We start from the raw sequence: 18,467 nt of genomic DNA on the forward strand, positions 1-18,467 counted from the left end.
CGATTTGTCCACTATATAACCCATTTTAAGGAATATTTCACCCCTCTAAGCCTTCAAACCGTTGGGTGATCCCACAAAAAAGGCCGATTAGTCAAAATTGGCTAGTCGGTCTTTGCTTGATTTCACTGAAACTTAGTCTTCGCTAGGGGCGTCGGTATCGGACTCTGCAGGCGCAGCTTCACTCGTAGCGGCTGAATCAGTCACTGTCGTGTCATCGCCATCTGTTTCGTCTTCCTTGGCCACCTTTGCCATCGTCGCAACGGCAGTGTCATCGTTCAACCGAATCAGGTGAACCCCTAAGGTTGACCGACCAGTCTCGGAGACATCGGCGACGCTGAAACGAATCATGACACCCTTGTTGGTCACCAACATGATGTCCTCATCGCCATCGACCGTGGTCAATCCAGCTAACGGACCATTCTTGGCCGTCACATTAACCGTCTTGATCCCTTTACCACCACGACCCTTGATTGGGTATTCAGTGGCAACCGTTTGCTTCCCATAACCCTTTTCAGAAATGACAAACACATGGCTATCAGGCTTCAAGACACTGGCACCGATCACGTAATCATTGTCCCGGAGACGAATCCCCCGAACACCGGTTGCGGAACGACCCATCGACCGGACATCTTGAGCCGCAAAGCTAACGGCGTAACCCAAGTGAGTCCCGATGATGATGTTGGCTTGATCATTGATGATGTCTACACCCATCAACTCATCGTCTTCTTTCAGGCTAATGGCCTTGAGACCATTACTCCGAATGTTGGCGAACTCATCGACTGGTGTCCGCTTGACCGTCCCTTGAACCGTGGTAAAGAACAGGTCACGGTCGGGGTTCTCCCCGGGGTTGGAAACGTTGATGACAGCTTGAACGTGCTCGTTGTTATTGATTCCCAGTAAGTTAATCACCGGAATCCCCTTCGCGGTCCGGCCGTATTCAGGGATTTCATACCCCTTCATGCGATAAACCTTCCCAGTATTGGTGAAGAACAACAGCATGTCATGCGTCGACGTTGCCACCAGGTGCTCGATGAAGTCATCATCGTGGACACCCATCCCTTGGACCCCTTTACCACCACGGTTTTGGGCCTTGAATTCGGACGTTGGTAACCGCTTGATATAACCGTTATGGGTTAAGGAAATCACGACGTCTTCTTCAGCGATTAGGTCTTCATCTTCCAAGCTGAGTACTTCGCCGACCATCAATTCGGTCCGACGAGCATCCCCAAACTTGTTTTGAATGTCGAGTAATTCTTGATAGATGATGGCTTGTTGCCGTTCCTTGGAGGCCAAGATTTCTTGATCATCCTTGATGGCAGCCATCACATCGTTATATTCTTTTTCGACCTTTTCCCGTTCCAAACCGGTCAGACGAACCAACCGCATGTCCAAAATGGCTTGCGATTGCTTATCCGACAAGCTGTAACGCGTCATCAATTCATTCTTAGCCACTTCCGCGGTCTGCGACTCACGGATGATGGTAATGATGGCATCGATATGGTCGAGGGCAATTCGCAACCCTTCCAGGATGTGTGCCCGGGCTTGGGCCTTCCGCAATTCAAACTCGGTCCGCCGGCGAATAACTTCCAACTGGAATTCCAAGTAATATTGCAAGATAGACTTCAAGCCCAAGACCTTAGGCGCACCGTTGACGATGGCCAACATATTAATCCCGAAGGATGTCTGCATCAAGGTCATCTTATACAAGTTGTTCAGGATGACTTCGGCACTGGCGTCACGGCGAACATCGATCACGATCCGCATCCCAGTCCGGTCGGTCTCATCGTTAATATCGGTGATCCCTTCGATCCGTTTATCCCGAGCCAATTCAGCGATCCGTTCGATCAACCTAGCTTTGTTAACCATGTAAGGAATTTCCGTGGCCACAATGCGTTGTTTGCCGTTCTTTTCCTCTTCGATATCAACCTTAGCCCGCAGCGTGATGGTCCCTTTACCAGTCTCGTAAGCCCGACGAATGGCGGCTTTACCCATCACGATACCCCCAGTAGGGAAATCGGGTCCCGGTAAGGCTTCCATCAGATCGGCCAAGGTAGCATCTGGATTATCCATCAAGATGTGTAAGGCACTGATAACTTCCGTCAGGTTATGTGGCGGAATGTTCGTGGCCATCCCGACGGCAATCCCAGAAGCTCCGTTAACTAATAGGTTAGGGAACCGGGATGGCAAGACAACGGGTTCCCGCTCGGAACCATCATAGTTATCTTGAAAATCAATCGTATCTTTATTGATATCCCGCAGCATTTCCATGGCAATTTTACTCAGACGAGCTTCGGTATACCGCATGGCGGCGGCACCGTCACCATCGACGGACCCAAAGTTCCCGTGACCATCAACCAACATGTAGCGGTAGGAGAAGTCTTGGGCCATCCGTACCATAGATTCATACACGGCGGAATCACCGTGAGGATGGTACTTCCCCAAGACATCCCCAACCATCCGAGCAGACTTCCGGAATGGCTTATCAGGGGTAATCCCCAGTTCATGCATATCATATAAAATCCGGCGGTGGACTGGCTTCAAACCATCCCGCACGTCCGGTAACGCCCGTTGAACAATCACACTCATTGCGTAATCCAGGAAGGATGATCGCATCGTTTGTGAAAGGTCAACGTCGGTAATTCGACTTAAATAATCTTGGTCAGCCAAATTTTTACCCTCCGTTCTTCCTGGCACTCACTAAACATCGAGATCGGCATACGTGGCGTTCTCTTCAATGAATTCCCGCCGTGGCGCAACCTTGTCCCCCATTAACATGGTGAAGACCTGGTCGGCATTGATGGCATCCTGGGCATCCACCCGCAGAAGCCGCCGATTTTCTGGATTCATGGTCGTGTCCCACAGTTGTTCCGCATCCATTTCACCCAACCCTTTGTACCGTTGGATTTGTGGCTTAGGGGCTGGTGGTAATTGACCCAATAAGTCCTTCAATTCTTCGTCGCTATCCAAGTAACGTTGCATTTTCCCTTGGCGAACCCGGTACAACGGTGGGCAAGCAATGTAGACAAACCCAGCGTCCAATAGGGGCCGCATATAACGGTAGATCAGGGTCAGCAACAGGGTCCGAATGTGGGCCCCATCGACATCGGCATCGGTCATGATGATCAGCTTGTGATAATTGGCCTTACCCACGTTAAAGTCATCCCCGAATCCCGTCCCCATAGCCGTAAAGAGGGAACGAATTTCTTCGTTCGCCAGAATCCGGTCCATGGAGGCCTTCTCAACGTTTAGGATCTTCCCTCGAATTGGGAGAATTGCTTGCGTCAACCGCGAACGACCCTGCTTAGCAGAACCACCGGCAGAATCCCCTTCGACGATAAATAACTCAGAAATCGCCGGGTCCTTGGACGTGTTATCGGCCAATTTACCTGGCAGGTTAGAAATTTCCAACCCACTCTTCTTCCGCGTTACTTCCCGAGCACGCTTGGCAGCGACCCGCGCCTTGGAGGCTAAAGTCCCCTTATCGACAACCTTCTTCGCAACGTCCGGATGTTCCATCAGGAAGCGCATGAAGTGGTCGGCAAAGGTGTGGTCAACCGCCGTCCGGGCATCGGAGTTCCCCAACTTGGTCTTGGTTTGTCCTTCGAATTGTGGGTCCGGATGCTTAACCGAAACCACAGCCGTCAAGCCTTCTCGAACGTCATCCCCGGTCAGGTTAGGCTCGTTATCCTTCATCAGCTTCTTCTGACGGGCATAGTCGTTAACGACCCGCGTCAAGGCACGCTTGAACCCTTCCTCATGGGTCCCACCTTCGTAGGTATGGATGTTGTTGGTAAAGGTTAACAGGTTATTGTGGTAATCATCCGTGTATTGCAGGGCCACTTCCACCGTAATCCCGTTTTCCTTGCCTTCCACGTAGATTGGGGGTTCAAACAGAGTCGTTTTATTTTCATTTAAGTAATCCACGTAGTGCCGGATCCCGCCTTCGTAGAGGAAATCATCCTCAGTTGGCTTCTCGGGACGTTCGTCACGAATCGTAATCCGTAGGCCCTTGTTCAAGAAGGCTAGCTCACGGATCCGTGTGGTTAACGTTTTAATATCAAAGGTCGTGGTTTCCCGGAAGATATCTGGGTCTGGCAGGAAGTGCACCGCCGTCCCATGTTGATCCATGGGTAGGCCTTCCTTCGTCACGTGCATCGGTACTGTCACATGCCCACGTTCAAAGGTGATCGAGTATTCCTTACCTTGCCGATAGACTTGGGCGTCTAACTCGGTGGATAACGCGTTAACTACGGACGCCCCCACACCATGCAGACCACCAGAAACCTTGTAACCGCCACCGCCGAATTTACCCCCGGCGTGTAAGATCGTAAAGACGGTTTCCAAGGCTGGTTTCCCAGTCTTCTTTTGAATGTCAATTGGAATCCCCCGACCATTGTCGGTCACACTGATACTATTATCCTTGTTCACGGTCACGTGAATCTCATTGGCAAAGCCAGCCAAGGCTTCGTCGATCCCGTTATCCACAATTTCCCAGACCAAGTGGTGAAGCCCTTGGGCACTTGTTGAGCCAATGTACATCCCGGGCCGTTTCCGGACCGCTTCCAAGCCTTCCAAGACTTGGATTTGACTGGCATCATATTCTCGGGCTTGTTCCGCCTTAGTTTCGTGTTCGTAATCAGCCACTGCCTAATCCTCCTTTGTCGCGCCACCAGAGCCTTTGTCACCATCCGCCACCACCTGACCATCCGTAATTTGGAAGATGGTCGGATCTTTAATTAACTGGCGAGTAATGCCACTTAGACTCGTGGTAGTAATAAACGTCTGTACCTTGTCCTGAATAGCCGTCAGCAAATGTGTCTGCCGGGCATCATCCAGTTCCGAAAGCACATCATCAAGTAGTAACACGGGATATTCACCCGTTTCTTCCTTCATCAAGTCAATCTCGGCGAGCTTGACACTTAACGCCGTCGTCCGCTGCTGTCCCTGGGAACCAAACGTCTGCACGTTCTTCCCATTAACTTGAAAATGTAGATCATCGCGGTGCGGACCAACCAACGTCGTCCCCTGATACAACTCTTTTTCTTGTTGTTTCTGGTAGAGTGCCGTCAATGCTGCACAAATGGTCTGTGGGTCCGTCAACTGGTCGTCGGGGACCTGCGTCGCATAGTGAAAGGTCAGCTCTTCACGGCCCTGTGAAATCTCACCGTGAATCACCTGGGCCCAGTGCTCTAATTTTTTAAGCATGCCCAGCCGCGCCGCGATAATCTCTGCCCCGTAGGCCGCCAACTGGTCCGACAACACCGACAGAAAAAGTAAATCCTTCTTCTGTTTGTGTTGCAGATCCTTTAAGTAGCGATTTCGTTGCTTCAAGAGTGTGCGGTATTGGCTGAGATTGTAAAGGTAACGCGGGTTCATCTGACCGAATTCCATATCCATGAATCGGCGACGAACCGTGGGGGCCCCCTTCACAATGGCCAGGTCTTCTGGCGCAAACAAAATGACGTTAAGCTGGCCAACATATTGTGACAGTCGGGCCTGTTCCAGGTGATTAACCTTGGCTCGTTTCCCCTGCCGCGAAAATGTCAGCTCTAACGGAACCGTCCCAGCGGCTTTGACGACTCGTCCGCTAATCTTAGCGGTCTTGGTCTGCCAATTAACCAAATCATGGTCATTCGCTGTCCGGTGGCTCCGCGTTAACGCCAAAACGTAGATTGCTTCTAAAAGGTTGGTCTTCCCCTGCGCATTTTCTCCCAATAAAACATTAATCCCCTGACCAAAGCGGAGATTAGCGGCGGTATAGTTACGAAAATGCTGCAGCTGCAACTCTTGCAAATACATTATTCACCCTGCTTTGAGCGTATAAAAAATAATCCGGCATCAGGGACGGCAATCTTATCACCAGGATACAGCTTACGACCGCGTCGGTTGTCCGGCTCATCATTGATATTTACGGTATTCTCCCGCAAGTACCACTTAGCCTGACCGCCAGTACTGATAATGGATTCTTCCTTGAGCATCTGGCCTAAAGTAATGTAGGGCGTCTCAATGAAAACATCTTTTTTCACAATTTCACCCCTTAATATTCTTCTCTACTATTATACCGCTTTTAGCGTGAAAGGTACAGTTGCACTACCTTATTTCTGCGTTCTCAGCCGATCTACCCATTTCTTGAGTTTTTTGGTAAAAGACCGGTAAATTTGCTCAGGTTTAAAAATAGCGCCGTTCTCGCCGAATAACCCTATTTTTAATCTCATAATCCAGGTTCAAACGAAACTCCAGCAAAAAGCCGTGAAAACCGGTGAAAATTACGTAAAAAAAGAGGCGTTTCGTCCAGAAACGTCTCTTTGTAGATTAGATTTAATTAGAATGTCCGGACTGGCGTGATCAGTTGGATAAAGTTACTGGTATCTTCCGTTGGTACCAGGGTAAATGGCCGCAATGCCGACGTGAAGGCCACCCGAATCGTTGCTTGGCCAAATGAATGCAAAGCATCTTTCATGTAATCAGGGTTGAACGAAATCTCCAGGTCATCCCCGTCAATTTCTTTTGGTGCCAATTCTTCTTCGACATTCCCGACATCGGGAGAGTTACTGAAGATGGTAACCGCATGATCGGCTGGCGTAATGGTTAATTTAACCACGTTGTTACGCGATTCATGAGACAACAGAGAGGCCCGTTCAACGGCGGCCAACAATTCTGGCGCTTCAAACTCAACCGTCGTGGACGCTTCCTTGGGAATCAACCGTGAAGTATCGGGGTAATTCCCCTCCAACAACCGAGAATAAAACGACGTGTCCCCTAGCAAGAAAAGTACTTGGTTTTCGGAGAATTGCATCTTCACATCAGCATCGTCATCCCCGATCATTCGGGATAGTTCGGTCAGACTCTTCCCAGGAATGATGACGTCAAAGTTGGCATCGGTTGGCATTGGCAATTCAATTTGTCGTTGACTCAACCGGTGACTGTCCGTGGCGACCGCCTGGAATTGATTATCTTTCAGACTAAAGTGAATCCCGGTTAAGATTGGCCGACTCTCCTGGTTAGAAACGGCGATAACCGTTTGGCTAATCAGCTCCTTGAAGACCGCCCCCGACAAGACGACGGAATCAGCAGCATCGATCTCTGGTAAATGCGGATAGTTATTGGCATCTTGGCCATTAATGTTAAAGGCTGCGGATCCCGAAGTAATTTCAGTCTGGAAACCGTCCTTAACCTCGACCGTCATCTCTTTTTCGGGAAGCCGCTTAACGATTTCGCCAAAGAAGCGCGCCGTTAACACGATTGAACCGGGATCATCAATGGTTAAGCCAATATCCGGATCATCGGCGCGAATGAGCGTTTCAATTGAAATGTCGGCATTGGACCCAGTCAAAAGTAACCCTGCGTCACTCGCAACAATTTTCAACCCCGTTAAGATGGGAATGGTGGTTTTTGAAGAAATGGCCCGGGACACGTTATTGAGTTCTTTGATGAAAGCTGCCCGGTTAATGGTAAATTTCATAAGATGGACACTCCTTTTTCGTGATGCGTAGTTTAACTTAATTAAAAGAAAAAATAGTAGCCGTAGTAGAGCGGTGTATATTGTGGATAACTTTGAGGAACAGGTAACGGATACGGCTTTTCCACCTGTGGATAACTTGTGGAAAACTCTGGACCTTTTCATTTTTTATCCACACACTGTGGCTGATACTATTTATCATACGCTTTTTAAAACCAGAAAGACCGACAAGTGGCTCCCAATTTTCTGGGGGTCTCGTGACGGTCATGGCATTTAACGACGAAGTTCTTCCTTCAAGTCGTCAATGGCCTTTTGTAGTTCGGGATCGCTCTTGAGCGAAGCGGTAATTTTATCATAGGCGTGAATTACCGTGGTATGGTCCTTACCGCCGAATTCAGTCCCGATTCGTGGTAGCGAGGCTTCGGTTAACTCCCGCGACAGGTACATCGCGATTTGGCGTGGCATGACGATGGCCTTCTTCCGTTTTTTCCCCTTTAAGTCTTTCAGGGAAACGTGGAAGTAGTCGGCAACCCGATCTTGAATGACGGGAATCGTAATGGCATCGCTGGCGTTAGCAAGGTTGAGGCTCTTCAGGGCCTCGGCTGCTAAATCAGTGGTGATCGGCTGGTGCATGAGTTGATGGTAGGCTTGGACGCGGGCCAAAGCCCCCTCCAACTCCCGCACGTTTGAGTCGATTTGCCCGGCGATGTAACTCAAGGTATCGTCGGGAATATCGATTTGATCGGCATCGGCCTTATTCCGCAGGATGGCGATTCGGGTTTCCAAATCTGGCGGCGTAATGTCGACGGAAAGTCCCCAAGCGAAGCGCGAAACTAAGCGGTCTTGCAACTTAGGAATTTCGTTGGGTAGCCGGTCGGACGTCAGCACAATTTGTTTGCCGTCGTCGTATAAAGCATTGAAAGTATGGAAGAACTCTTCTTGAGTCCCTTCCTTATTAGCGAAGAACTGAATATCATCGACCAGCAGCAGATCAACGTTACGGTACTCTTGTCGGAACTGCTCCTGCGTCCGTGTTTGAATCGCATTAATAAAGTCGTTAGTAAAAGCCTCGCTAGTGACGTATTTGACCTTGGTGTCGGGACGATCTTCCAACATTTTGTTGCCAATCGCGTGCATCAAGTGGGTTTTGCCAAGGCCAACGCCACCATAGAAGAATAGTGGATTGTACATGACGCCGGGTTCCTCAGAAACAACTAACGCGGCGGCATGGGCCATCTGGTTACCCTTCCCAATAACAAAGGTATCAAATGTGTAGCGAGGATTCAGCGCCGTTTCTTTCATAAAAGTTGGTGTGGGCTCGTCGGAGGCTGCTTCCCCTGGGGTTGCGGTCTTGGCTTTGAGCGTTGCCTGTTGTTGGCGTTCACCTTCTAGAATTAAAACGGGTTGAATATCTTCGTGAGCGGCTTGGTATGCGTATTCTACCAATTGCTGGTCCAGGTGTTGGTGGGTCCAGTAATCACGATGCAGGGGTGATGGGAGTTCCAACGTTAATTTGTTGCCCTCTAAGGCAATGGGCTTGGCTGTATCAATCCAAGTTGAATAGGTCGTTTTGGAATAATTCTCCTCAAACAACTGTTTGATATCAGTCCACAAAGTTAACAAGTCTGGCACTGATGTATCCCCCTATATTAGTTTAGATGGTCAATTATCGCAGGACGGACTCCGCCCTAACGAAAACGTATATTCAGTGTAGCATGAAGAAAAAAAGTTTTCCACAGGGTATTGGAGGCTGTGCATAATTGTTTCACAGGAAGTGCAAGAAGTTATCCACAAGGAAATATGAAACTGTGGATAAAATTATTAAGCACTAGTTATCCACACCGATCTGTGGAGTAGGAATGGCATGATATCAAGTGTTTCACAAGTTATCCACAAAATGCACAGTTCCTAAAAATAAAAAATAAACAACCTGTGGATCGGTGGATAACTCGGTGACCAAGTCGAAATTAACTTTTATAATATTTGAGAGTTATCCACAGGCAAAGTGCATGAAACAAATTTCTTCGGGGAAAACTTTTAATGAGAAAACCAAAGTTTCGGTTTCATTCTTTCTTTTTTTATGCTAATATGTTCAGGAAATGCATTTAGTAAGTATTGCCTGAGTTATCGGGTAACCAATCAAAATAGAGTTAAGGAGGTGTCACGATGAAGCGCACTTTTCAACCAAAGAAACGTCACCGTTCACGTGTCCACGGCTTCCGCAAGCGTATGAGCACTAGCAATGGCCGTCAAGTATTAGCACGTCGCCGTCAAAAGGGACGTAAAGTATTGTCTGCATAGGCCGCTGAAGGTTCAGTGGTCTTTTTATTTTATCTGCGGGGAGACTGGGACCCCAATCCCTCGCGGACTGTACACAAATCGTGAGAATTTTGGAGATGCACCATGCGAAAATCTTACCGCATTAAGAAAGAAGCGGAATTTCAGCAGGTCTTTGAAACCAGAAATTCAGTCGCTAATCGGCAATTTGTGGTGTATTCAATGGATAAACCAGACCAACCACACTTTCGGGTCGGGATTTCCGTTGGGAAAAAAATTGGTAACGCCGTTCACCGTAACTGGGTGAAGCGCCGGATTCGTCAGAGCCTTCTTGAGTTGAAGCCCTACCTTAAACAGGACGTGGACTTCCTCGTGATTGCCCGGCCCCGTGCGGATGGTATTTCCATGCCCGACGCGAAACATAGCCTGATTCATGTGTTAAAGCTGGCGAAACTACTGGATTCCAACTATAGTGAGGAATAAACGTGAAAAAGTATAAACGAACCCTACTTATGCTGGGTATTGTGAGCTTAGTGTTCATTCTCTCCGCTTGTAGCAACAAGCCAATTACGAATCAAAGCACCGGGTTATGGGATGGCTTAATTGTCTTGAACTTTTCCCGGGCCATTCAATGGTTGGCTAGTCTGTTCGGCGGAAACTACGGGGTAGGGATCATCGCCTTTACGATTATCGTTCGGGTAATCTTAATGCCGTTGATGATTTTCCAAACCCGCAGCATGCGGAAAACACAAGAAATTCAGCCACAATTAAAGGCTCTGCAAAAGAAATATTCGTCACGGGATCGCGAAACCCGTGAGAAGTTATCCCAAGAACAACAGAAATTATATTCAGAGGCCGGGATCAACCCAATGATGGGTTGTCTGCCAGCCATCGTCCAATTACCAATTATCTGGGCTTTGTACCAAGCTATTTGGCGGACGAAGGTTCTGCGTTCGGGGACCTTCCTCTGGTTATCCCTGGGTGATAAGGACCCGTACTTTATCCTGCCATTATTGGCCGCCGTCGCAACGTTCTTGAGTACGTGGCTGGCAACTAAGTCAGCACCAGAAACCAACTCGGTTAACAACATGATGGTTATGGGGATGCCCGTCGTCGTCTTCTTTACGGCGATGAACGTGGCCTCATCACTGTCACTGTACTGGACGGTTTCCTACGTCTTCCAAGTTGTCCAAACCCTGATTATCCAAAATCCGTGGAAGATTCAAGCGGAACGGGATGCCAAGGAGCAGGTCAAGTTGGAACATGAACGGGCAATGAAGCGTGCCGTTCGTAAGGCTAAGCAGAGTCGTCGTAAGTAGACTACCCCTTAGTCATCAAGTAAAAAATGCATTTTAGAACCGCTACCGAAGATTCGGTGGCGGTTTTTTCTATGGTATACTAGCCATTAAATAGAACCGGACGCATTGGAGGAATCAAGTTATGACCATCTTTACGGGGAAAACAGAAGAGGCGGCAATTCAAGCCGGATTAACAGCGCTGAATAGTGACCGCGATCAGGTGACGATTAACGTTGTCACCGCGCCACGTAAAGGGTGGCTTGGCATCGGACAACGCGATGCGATGGTGGACGTGACCTTGAAGGTTGTCGCCCAAACGGCGTCTGCGGCCACGTCGGCCGTGACGCCGGCCAAGAAGACACCCGTGTTCAAGGTCCAACAACCCGCAACGGCTGCGACGCCCGTAGAAGCACCTGCACAGCCAACCGTGAACCCAGCAGAACGTCAGGCACGGCGGGCGGCCGCCATTAGCGCGGTGGAAGATTACCTAGGCACCATCGTCGATCAACTAGGAATCGACGCAACGGTGACCGCCACCAGTGCGGGCCATCGCCAGGTCCAGCTTGAATTTACGACGGACAAGGAAGGTTTGCTGATCGGGAAGCATGGCCGAACCATTAATGCCTTGCAGAGCCTGGCGCAGTTGTTCCTGAACCATCATGGGGCGGCGCATGTCGAGGTTGAACTGGACGTGGCCGGCTACCGGGAACGACGGCGGGTGACTTTGTCCCGGCTAGCGGACAATACGGCGCGTGAAGTCGTCGCCACTGGCAAGCCGATTTACCTGGATCCAATGCCTTCATTTGAGCGAAAACAGATTCATGCCGTATTGGCGAAGAATCGCTTCGTCACAACGTATTCAGCGGGTAAGGAGCCCCACCGGGCGGTTGTCATTGAGCCGGCCTAAGTTTGGTTTGACAAATGGTGGGATTGCCCTTATAGTGAAGACAATCATTCTTATCATGTTTACGATAAAGTAGTGAAAGTACTTTATCCGTGCCCAGTTAGGTGGCGCGGAGTAGGTGCTTTTTTTTATGGCTATAAATGATACGCCAGGGATGTTTGCTAGTTCAGAATTACGATACGGATTATCGCTCAGACAAGGGCTGACGAGGCCTGCAGGCGTGTTACGGGTCCGGTGGTCTAAGTAGGGTCCTTGACTGGTAATCGCCCGGATACGGGAGCTGATCGCTATCATTGGGTAACAGGATAAGAATCACAGACGAAACGCAGTGTTTGATAGAAAAAGGAGGATGACTCATGGCAGTCACCACAACGGAATTTGATACGATTGCGGCAATTTCTACCCCACCTGGTGAAGGGGGCATTGCGATCATTCGGCTATCTGGCGAAGAAGTCTTTAACGTCGCTGGTAAGCTATTTAAAGGTGTCGATTTAAGTCAGGTTGCGAGCCATACGATTCACTATGGCCACATTGTGGACCCTGAAACTAATGAAGAAGTTGATGAGGTCATGGTGACCGTGATGCGGGCGCCTAAGACTTACACCAAGGAAGACATTATTGAAATTAACTGTCATGGTGGGATCGTGGCGACGAATCGGATTCTCCAGCTGTGTCTGAGCTACGGTGCACGGTTGGCCGAACCTGGTGAATACACCAAGCGGGCCTTTCTCAATGGTCGAATCGATTTGACGCAGGCCGAATCCGTGATGGACTTGATTCGGGCCAAAACCGATAAGTCCATGAAGGTGGCCTTAGACCAATTGGATGGGGATTTATCCAAGTTAATTCGGCATTTGCGGCAAGACATCTTGGATGCTCTGGCGCAAGTGGAAGTTAATATCGATTATCCCGAATACGATGACGTGGAAACCATGACAACGAAGATGTTGTTGGAGAAGGCGCAGTCCGTTCAGAAGCAGATTAAGGTGCTTTTAGCGACGGCTAAGCAGGGGAAGGTCTTGCGTGAAGGTTTAGCCACGGCCATTGTTGGTCGGCCAAACGTCGGCAAGAGTAGCCTGTTAAACCATCTGCTACATGAAGACAAAGCGATCGTGACCGATGTGGCTGGAACCACGCGTGACGTGATTGAAGAATACGTCAACGTCAAGGGAGTTCCCCTGAAGTTAATCGACACCGCTGGGATTCGTGATACGACGGATAAGGTTGAAAAAATTGGGGTGGAACGGTCGTTGAAGGCCATTGATACGGCCGATTTGGTCATCCTCGTGCTGAATGCCAGTGAGCCTCTGACAGCTGAAGATAAAAAGTTGCTCAGTGCCACGGCCGCTAACCAGCGCATCTTGATCTTAAACAAGACCGACCTGCCGCAAAAGCTTGATCTGACGGCGGTCAAGGCGGTTGCAGGTGACAGTTCAATCATCGAAACCTCGATCTTGAAGAGTACGGGGATGGACCAATTGGAAACGACCATTGCCCATCTGTTCTTCGATGAAGGGATTGAATCTAACCAAAACAACGTCATGGTGACGAATGCCCGGCACATTGGCCTCTTGCATCAGGCTAGCGATGCCTTGTCCGACGTCATGCATGGGATTGCGGCGGGGATGCCAGTGGATCTGGTCCAGATCGATATGACCCGGGCCTGGGATTTACTGGGAGAAATTACCGGTGACAGTTATCAAGATGAGCTGCTAGACCAACTGTTTAGCCAGTTCTGTTTAGGAAAATAATCAGAAGAGAAAATGGTTGGCGACGAGTCAACATGAAGGGAATCGAAAAGACCATGACTGAAATCAAGGAATATGCCGGTCGCGACTACGATGTTATCGTGGTTGGTGCTGGTCATGCTGGTAGTGAGGCCGCTCTCGCCGCAGCGCGGATGGGCAACCGGACATTACTGATGACGATTAATCTGGATATGGTGGCCTTTATGCCATGTAATCCTTCCGTTGGGGGTCCCGCAAAGGGGATTGTTGTGCGGGAAATCGATGCCCTCGGGGGCGAAATGGGGCACAACATTGATAAGACCTACGTCCAAATGCGGATGTTGAATACCGGTAAGGGACCCGCTGTGCGGGCCTTACGGGCGCAAGCCGACAAGCATGCCTATCATGCCGAAATGAAGCACACCATTGAAAAAGAACCGAACCTGACCTTGCGTCAAGGGATCGTGGATGACCTAATCGTCGAAGACGGTGAGTGTAAAGGGGTTATCACCAATACGGGTGCCCGTTACGCTGCCAAATCAGTGGTAATTGCCGCTGGAACCGCCGCGCGGGGGAAGATTATCATCGGAGAACTGATGTATTCATCTGGTCCCAACAATTCCCAACCCGCAACTAAGCTGACGGCGAACTTGCCAAAGTACGGCTTCGATTTGGAACGTTTCAAGACGGGGACCCCACCGCGAGTGGATGGTAATACCATCAAATATGATGAAACCGAAGAACAACCTGGGGATGAACAACCCAACCACTTTAGCTTCACCACGCCTGATAGTGCCTATCTGGAATTGAAGAATCAATTGTCTTGCTGGTTGACCTATACCAACGAGAAAACGCATGCTATCATCCGGGAAAACCTGGACCGTGCGCCGATGTTCACGGGTGTGATTGAAGGGGTTGGCCCCCGTTACTGCCCATCCATTGAAGACAAGATTGTTCGCTTTGCTGACAAGCCTCGTCATCAAATCTTCTTAGAGCCAGAAGGTCGGAAGACGGATGAATGGTACGTTCAAGGCCTTTCAACCTCAATGCCGGAAGAAGTTCAACAGAAGATTCTCCACTCCGTTAAGGGGTTAGAGAATGCCCAAATGATGCGGCCGGGGTATGCCATCGAATATGACGTGGTTGCGCCCTATCAATTACGGCCGACGTTGGAAACTAAGTTGGTGAAGAACCTCTTCACCGCTGGTCAAACCAACGGGACGTCGGGTTACGAAGAAGCTGCTGGTCAAGGACTCTTAGCCGGGATTAACGCCGGCTTACGAGCTCAAGGCAAGCCAGGCTTCACGTTACAACGCTCCGATGCCTACATTGGGGTCATGGTCGATGATTTGGTAACCAAGGGGACGAACGAGCCTTACCGGTTGTTGACGAGTCGGGCCGAATACCGGTTAATCTTGCGGCACGATAACGCCGACCTGCGGTTAACCACGAAGGGCCACGAGCTGGGATTAATCAGTGACGACCGCTATGAAGCCTTTCTGGCTAAGCGGGCAGCCATCAATGCCGAAATTGACCGGTTAAATAGTATCCGGATCAAGCCTACCGATGCCGTGAACGACTTTGTTGGCCAACACGGTGATAAGCCATTGCAAGATGGCATTATTGCGGCCGCCTTCCTGCGTCGGCCTTACGTCACTTATGCGACGTTGATGGACTTCATCCCGGCTCCAGAACAGCCATTAGACCGGCATATCATTGAAGAAATCGAAATTTCCTTAAAGTATGCGGGTTACATCAAGAAGTCTGAAGAAAACGTGGCTAAGCTGAAGCGAATGGAAGCCAAGACCATTCCAGCCAACATTGATTACGATGCTATCGATGGTTTAGCCACCGAGGCCCATCAAAAATTGAAAAAGATTCAACCAGAAACCTTGGCCCAAGCCACGCGGATCAGTGGGGTTAATCCCGCCGACATTGCCATCTTGAGTGTTTATATTGAACAAGGAAAGATCGCTAAAGTTAACTAGTTAATCATTAATAAAGCCCCGAGAAAATTATTCTCGGGGCTTTATTGTGCCAACAAATAGCTTAACGATAGCGATTAAAGGATATATCTGGGTGATAATTATTAATAATTATCATGTGATTATCAATTTAATAATAAAAGGGACACGTAATCTTTACAGGTTCTTTGCAGTTTTACCACAGAGCGGCGGTAAGGTAGTGAAGGTAGTCAGTTACGTTCGGACCAACCGGGGAGTGTCACGTCAGTGGGGTGTGGGCTAGCAGATTTCGCTGACGAATACGATTGGGGGATGAATCGCATGCAGATGGTTGTGATCACGGGGATGGTCATCACCATGGTGGGTCTTGGCGGTCATGGCTGGTATTTATCTCGGTTCCAGAGGACCCGATCATTGGCCGCTGGGGCGATACTGAGACGCCGCTGTTTAATTTACATCTGGTTGATTAGCTTCGGGGTGTCGTATGCCGCGATGAGTATTTGGGTTCCGATGGCCGTTGGGGTTCGACCGTTATGCTTGTTGATCGGGGCCAACTTGATCGCCTTGGGTCACTGTTTGGTGCACAATCGCCGGCAATGGCCCACGGGAACGGTGCGGCACTTATGGATTCGACAATGGCAATGCCTTGCGGGGAGTCAATTGAGTATCATAGGGACTTTAACGGTGGTCTTGATGACGCTAGTGCAGCGTTAATTAAATGAAGGCAAGACTCGTTGATTTCAAAGACTGATCAATGAGGGTTTTAGAGGGAGGAGCATTAGCGATGAAGCAATATTCACCACTTGCAGCACAAGAAGACTTTTTACAAATTTTGACGGCGGTGCACCGGTTAAAGGAAACGATTTTGGTGACACCGACGGATGCTAATGATGCCGAGGCTGCTGTGATCGTTCCCAAGGGGGAATGGGAAGCGTTGGCAGAACTGGCATTTTTACAAGAACCGATGGTACCAAAGGATGGTCAGTCGGTGTCCAAGGATACCAAAATTAATTTGAGCAACATGGAGTGGGGTTAGCTCGGATTCGATCGAGATCGAAATAAGCGTGAGGGATTAAAAGTCCCTCACGCTTATTTTTTGGTTTAATAACGACCGCCGCCGTATATAAAGGCCTTGACGACCCCAACGAGAATGAAAACGACTTGGACTCCCAGGTCGATTCTGGTCAGAGGATTCGTGTCCCGGGTATCTTCGAAAATATTGAAATGTAACATGATGGTGATCAGGGAGCTGAAGGCCAGAAAGGCCACAATGATGGGTTGCTTGATCATTAGAATGGCAATCAGTAAGGCCCAGGTGATAATGTCCACGAGAATCTTAAAATGTGTTGTTGGATAATGAATTTTAGTCATTGCACTCACCTCATTTGATTAGTCATCGACAAATACAGGCTTCACCATGAGTTTACCTGAGCATAGTGGTGAATGACGGGTGGTGGCTATCGGTAAGTAAGCTAACCGTTATTTCGGGTGGCAAGGCGGCTAAAGAGCCAGCCGATAATCAGTCCGATAATGGCGGGGACGACCCAGCTGAATCCTAGACTGGCAAAGGGGAGGTGTTGGTTCCACGATAGAACCAGTTGGTACCAGGCCTGCCGGTGAAACATCGTCGGTAACGCAATGATGCCGGAGAACAGTGCGGGAATCATGGTCAGCCAGATGCTGGTATTGTAAAGCCAACGAGAATGCCCGAGCCAAGGCATCACGGCTAGGACAATGAGCACGATGGCTAATGGGTAGAGCAACATGAGAATGGGCTTCGAGTAGGTAATCAGTTTGGTCAGCCCAACGTTAGCAAATAAACAAGGGAGGAGACTAGCAAAAATGATCAACCCAGCATAAGGGAGGCGAGGAAACATTTCGTGAATCGTGTCCCCAAAAGCCGATATTAAACCAATGGCCGTTTTGAGGCAGGCCACGATGACGATCAATGCTAACAGGATATTACCAAATGTTCCGAAATAGTTATTAGCAATTTGTGCGAGGGTGACGCCCCCGTTGGCTGCCCGAGTGAACCGTCCCAGACTCATAGTTCCCATGACCGCTAGGAGAGAGTAAATTAGTCCCATCATGACGACACTAATGGTGCCGGCTCTGATCGTGTCTTTAGCAATTTGAGTCGGATCTGAGATGCCTAATGCCTTGATGTTATCGATGACCACGATCCCAAAGGCCAATGAGGCCAAGGCATCCATGGTGTTGTAGCCTTCCGTGAATCCTTGCAGGAGGGGAGCCGTGGCATATGGCCCTTGCGGTGCTGCCGATAGGCCACCCAATGGTCGGACGATGGCAGTCAGCATGAGAAGACCCAATAGAATCAGGAATAGGGGCGTCAGCCATTTGCCGATGTAGGTCATTAACTTACCGGGATTCCGTGCGAGCCACCAGGCGAGGCCAAAGAAACCGATGGAGAAAATTGCTAGGACCAGGGGTTGTTGCGGGGTTGGCGTGAACGGGGCCAGTCCAATTTGAAAGGAGGTCGTGGCGAGCCGCGGGAGCGCAAATAAAGGGCCCAGGGTCAGGTAAAGCAGGATGGTAAAGACGATAGCAAAGGGCCGATTGACGCGGCTACTGAGGTCGAAGATTCCCTTGCTACGGGATAGGCCGATGCCCATGACACCAAGTAGGGGTAAGCCGATTCCAGTGATTAACAGACCGAAGATAGCCGGCCCCACGTTGTGGCCGGCTTGTTGGCCTAGGTACACGGGGAAAATGAGATTTCCGGCGCCAAAGAAGAGCCCAAAGAGCATCATGCCGATGAAGAGGGTCTCACGCCAGGTTAATTGCTTTTTCAAGGTGATCGCAACTTTCTATGCAGGA

16 protein-coding genes are annotated in these 18,467 nt (G+C 49.5%); 8 read left to right on the forward strand and 8 right to left on the reverse strand.

Annotated features, from left to right (window positions below; all coding sequences use genetic code 11):
• Positions 1 to 132: 132 nt before the first annotated feature.
• The 6 genes from gyrA to dnaA form a co-directional block, all read right to left on the reverse strand.
• Positions 133 to 2,613: a DNA gyrase subunit A gene (gyrA, locus tag LSE01S_RS03040; protein WP_420843287.1), complete on the reverse strand. Its 2,481-nt coding sequence runs from the start codon at positions 2,611 to 2,613 to the stop codon at positions 133 to 135.
• Positions 2,614 to 2,697: 84 nt separating this feature from the next.
• Positions 2,698 to 4,644, reverse strand: coding sequence for a DNA topoisomerase (ATP-hydrolyzing) subunit B (gene gyrB, locus LSE01S_RS03045; RefSeq protein WP_061776152.1), 1,947 nt, complete (start codon positions 4,642 to 4,644; stop codon positions 2,698 to 2,700).
• Between the two features lie 3 nt (positions 4,645 to 4,647).
• Entirely contained in the window at positions 4,648 to 5,799 is a 1,152-nt protein-coding gene (gene recF / locus LSE01S_RS03050; protein ID WP_061776153.1) for a DNA replication/repair protein RecF, read from the reverse strand.
• Positions 5,799 to 6,026 (reverse strand): S4 domain-containing protein YaaA, encoded by a 228-nt coding sequence (gene yaaA / locus LSE01S_RS03055; RefSeq protein ID WP_061776154.1) that lies wholly within the window; start codon positions 6,024 to 6,026, stop codon positions 5,799 to 5,801. Before yaaA ends, recF begins: the two co-directional genes overlap by 1 nt.
• A 296-nt stretch (positions 6,027 to 6,322) precedes the next feature.
• Positions 6,323 to 7,462, reverse strand: a complete 1,140-nt coding sequence (dnaN, locus tag LSE01S_RS03060) for a DNA polymerase III subunit beta (protein WP_061776155.1) — start codon at positions 7,460 to 7,462, stop codon at positions 6,323 to 6,325.
• A gap of 270 nt (positions 7,463 to 7,732) precedes the next feature.
• Complete coding sequence (gene dnaA / locus LSE01S_RS03070) at positions 7,733 to 9,091, reverse strand: chromosomal replication initiator protein DnaA (RefSeq protein ID WP_061776157.1); 1,359 nt, start codon at positions 9,089 to 9,091, stop codon at positions 7,733 to 7,735.
• 534 nt (positions 9,092 to 9,625) lie between these two features.
• On the opposite strand from dnaA, the gene rpmH reads away from it, so the two are divergent.
• The 8 genes from rpmH (at position 9,626) to LSE01S_RS03105 (ending at position 16,665) form a co-directional block, all read left to right on the forward strand.
• Positions 9,626 to 9,760 carry a 50S ribosomal protein L34 gene (gene rpmH / locus LSE01S_RS10765; RefSeq protein WP_081624573.1) on the forward strand — a complete coding sequence of 45 codons (135 nt, stop codon included), beginning with the start codon at positions 9,626 to 9,628 and terminating at the stop codon, positions 9,758 to 9,760.
• Between the two features lie 102 nt (positions 9,761 to 9,862).
• Positions 9,863 to 10,219 (forward strand): ribonuclease P protein component, encoded by a 357-nt coding sequence (gene rnpA, locus LSE01S_RS03075; RefSeq protein WP_061776158.1) that lies wholly within the window; start codon positions 9,863 to 9,865, stop codon positions 10,217 to 10,219.
• 2 nt (positions 10,220 to 10,221) lie between these two features.
• Positions 10,222 to 11,055 (forward strand): membrane protein insertase YidC, encoded by an 834-nt coding sequence (yidC, locus tag LSE01S_RS03080; RefSeq protein ID WP_201782278.1) that lies wholly within the window; start codon positions 10,222 to 10,224, stop codon positions 11,053 to 11,055.
• A 121-nt stretch (positions 11,056 to 11,176) separates the two neighbouring features.
• The gene (jag, locus tag LSE01S_RS03085) at positions 11,177 to 11,941 is read left to right on the forward strand and encodes an RNA-binding cell elongation regulator Jag/EloR (protein WP_061776159.1); all 765 of its coding nucleotides are present in this window, start codon (positions 11,177 to 11,179) and stop codon (positions 11,939 to 11,941) included.
• 353 nt (positions 11,942 to 12,294) lie between these two features.
• The gene (gene mnmE / locus LSE01S_RS03090) at positions 12,295 to 13,689 is read left to right on the forward strand and encodes a tRNA uridine-5-carboxymethylaminomethyl(34) synthesis GTPase MnmE (protein WP_061776160.1); all 1,395 of its coding nucleotides are present in this window, start codon (positions 12,295 to 12,297) and stop codon (positions 13,687 to 13,689) included.
• Positions 13,690 to 13,742: 53 nt separating this feature from the next.
• Positions 13,743 to 15,653: a tRNA uridine-5-carboxymethylaminomethyl(34) synthesis enzyme MnmG gene (gene mnmG, locus LSE01S_RS03095; protein ID WP_156470458.1), complete on the forward strand. Its 1,911-nt coding sequence runs from the start codon at positions 13,743 to 13,745 to the stop codon at positions 15,651 to 15,653.
• Positions 15,654 to 15,896: 243 nt separating this feature from the next.
• Positions 15,897 to 16,343 carry a hypothetical protein gene (locus LSE01S_RS03100; RefSeq protein WP_156470454.1) on the forward strand — a complete coding sequence of 149 codons (447 nt, stop codon included), beginning with the start codon at positions 15,897 to 15,899 and terminating at the stop codon, positions 16,341 to 16,343.
• A 70-nt stretch (positions 16,344 to 16,413) separates the two neighbouring features.
• Complete coding sequence (locus LSE01S_RS03105) at positions 16,414 to 16,665, forward strand: type II toxin-antitoxin system Phd/YefM family antitoxin (protein WP_061776163.1); 252 nt, start codon at positions 16,414 to 16,416, stop codon at positions 16,663 to 16,665.
• Between the two features lie 65 nt (positions 16,666 to 16,730).
• Here the strand turns inward: LSE01S_RS03105 and LSE01S_RS03110 are convergent, their stop codons facing one another.
• Together LSE01S_RS03110 and brnQ are read right to left on the reverse strand one after the other, a co-directional pair.
• Positions 16,731 to 17,000: a hypothetical protein gene (locus LSE01S_RS03110; RefSeq protein ID WP_061776164.1), complete on the reverse strand. Its 270-nt coding sequence runs from the start codon at positions 16,998 to 17,000 to the stop codon at positions 16,731 to 16,733.
• A gap of 101 nt (positions 17,001 to 17,101) precedes the next feature.
• Entirely contained in the window at positions 17,102 to 18,442 is a 1,341-nt protein-coding gene (gene brnQ, locus LSE01S_RS03115) for a branched-chain amino acid transport system II carrier protein (RefSeq protein ID WP_156470455.1), read from the reverse strand.
• Positions 18,443 to 18,467: the final 25 nt, after the last annotated feature.

It is taken from the genome of Levilactobacillus senmaizukei DSM 21775 = NBRC 103853 (genome assembly GCF_001592085.1).
GTDB lineage: Bacteria > Bacillota > Bacilli > Lactobacillales > Lactobacillaceae > Levilactobacillus > Levilactobacillus senmaizukei.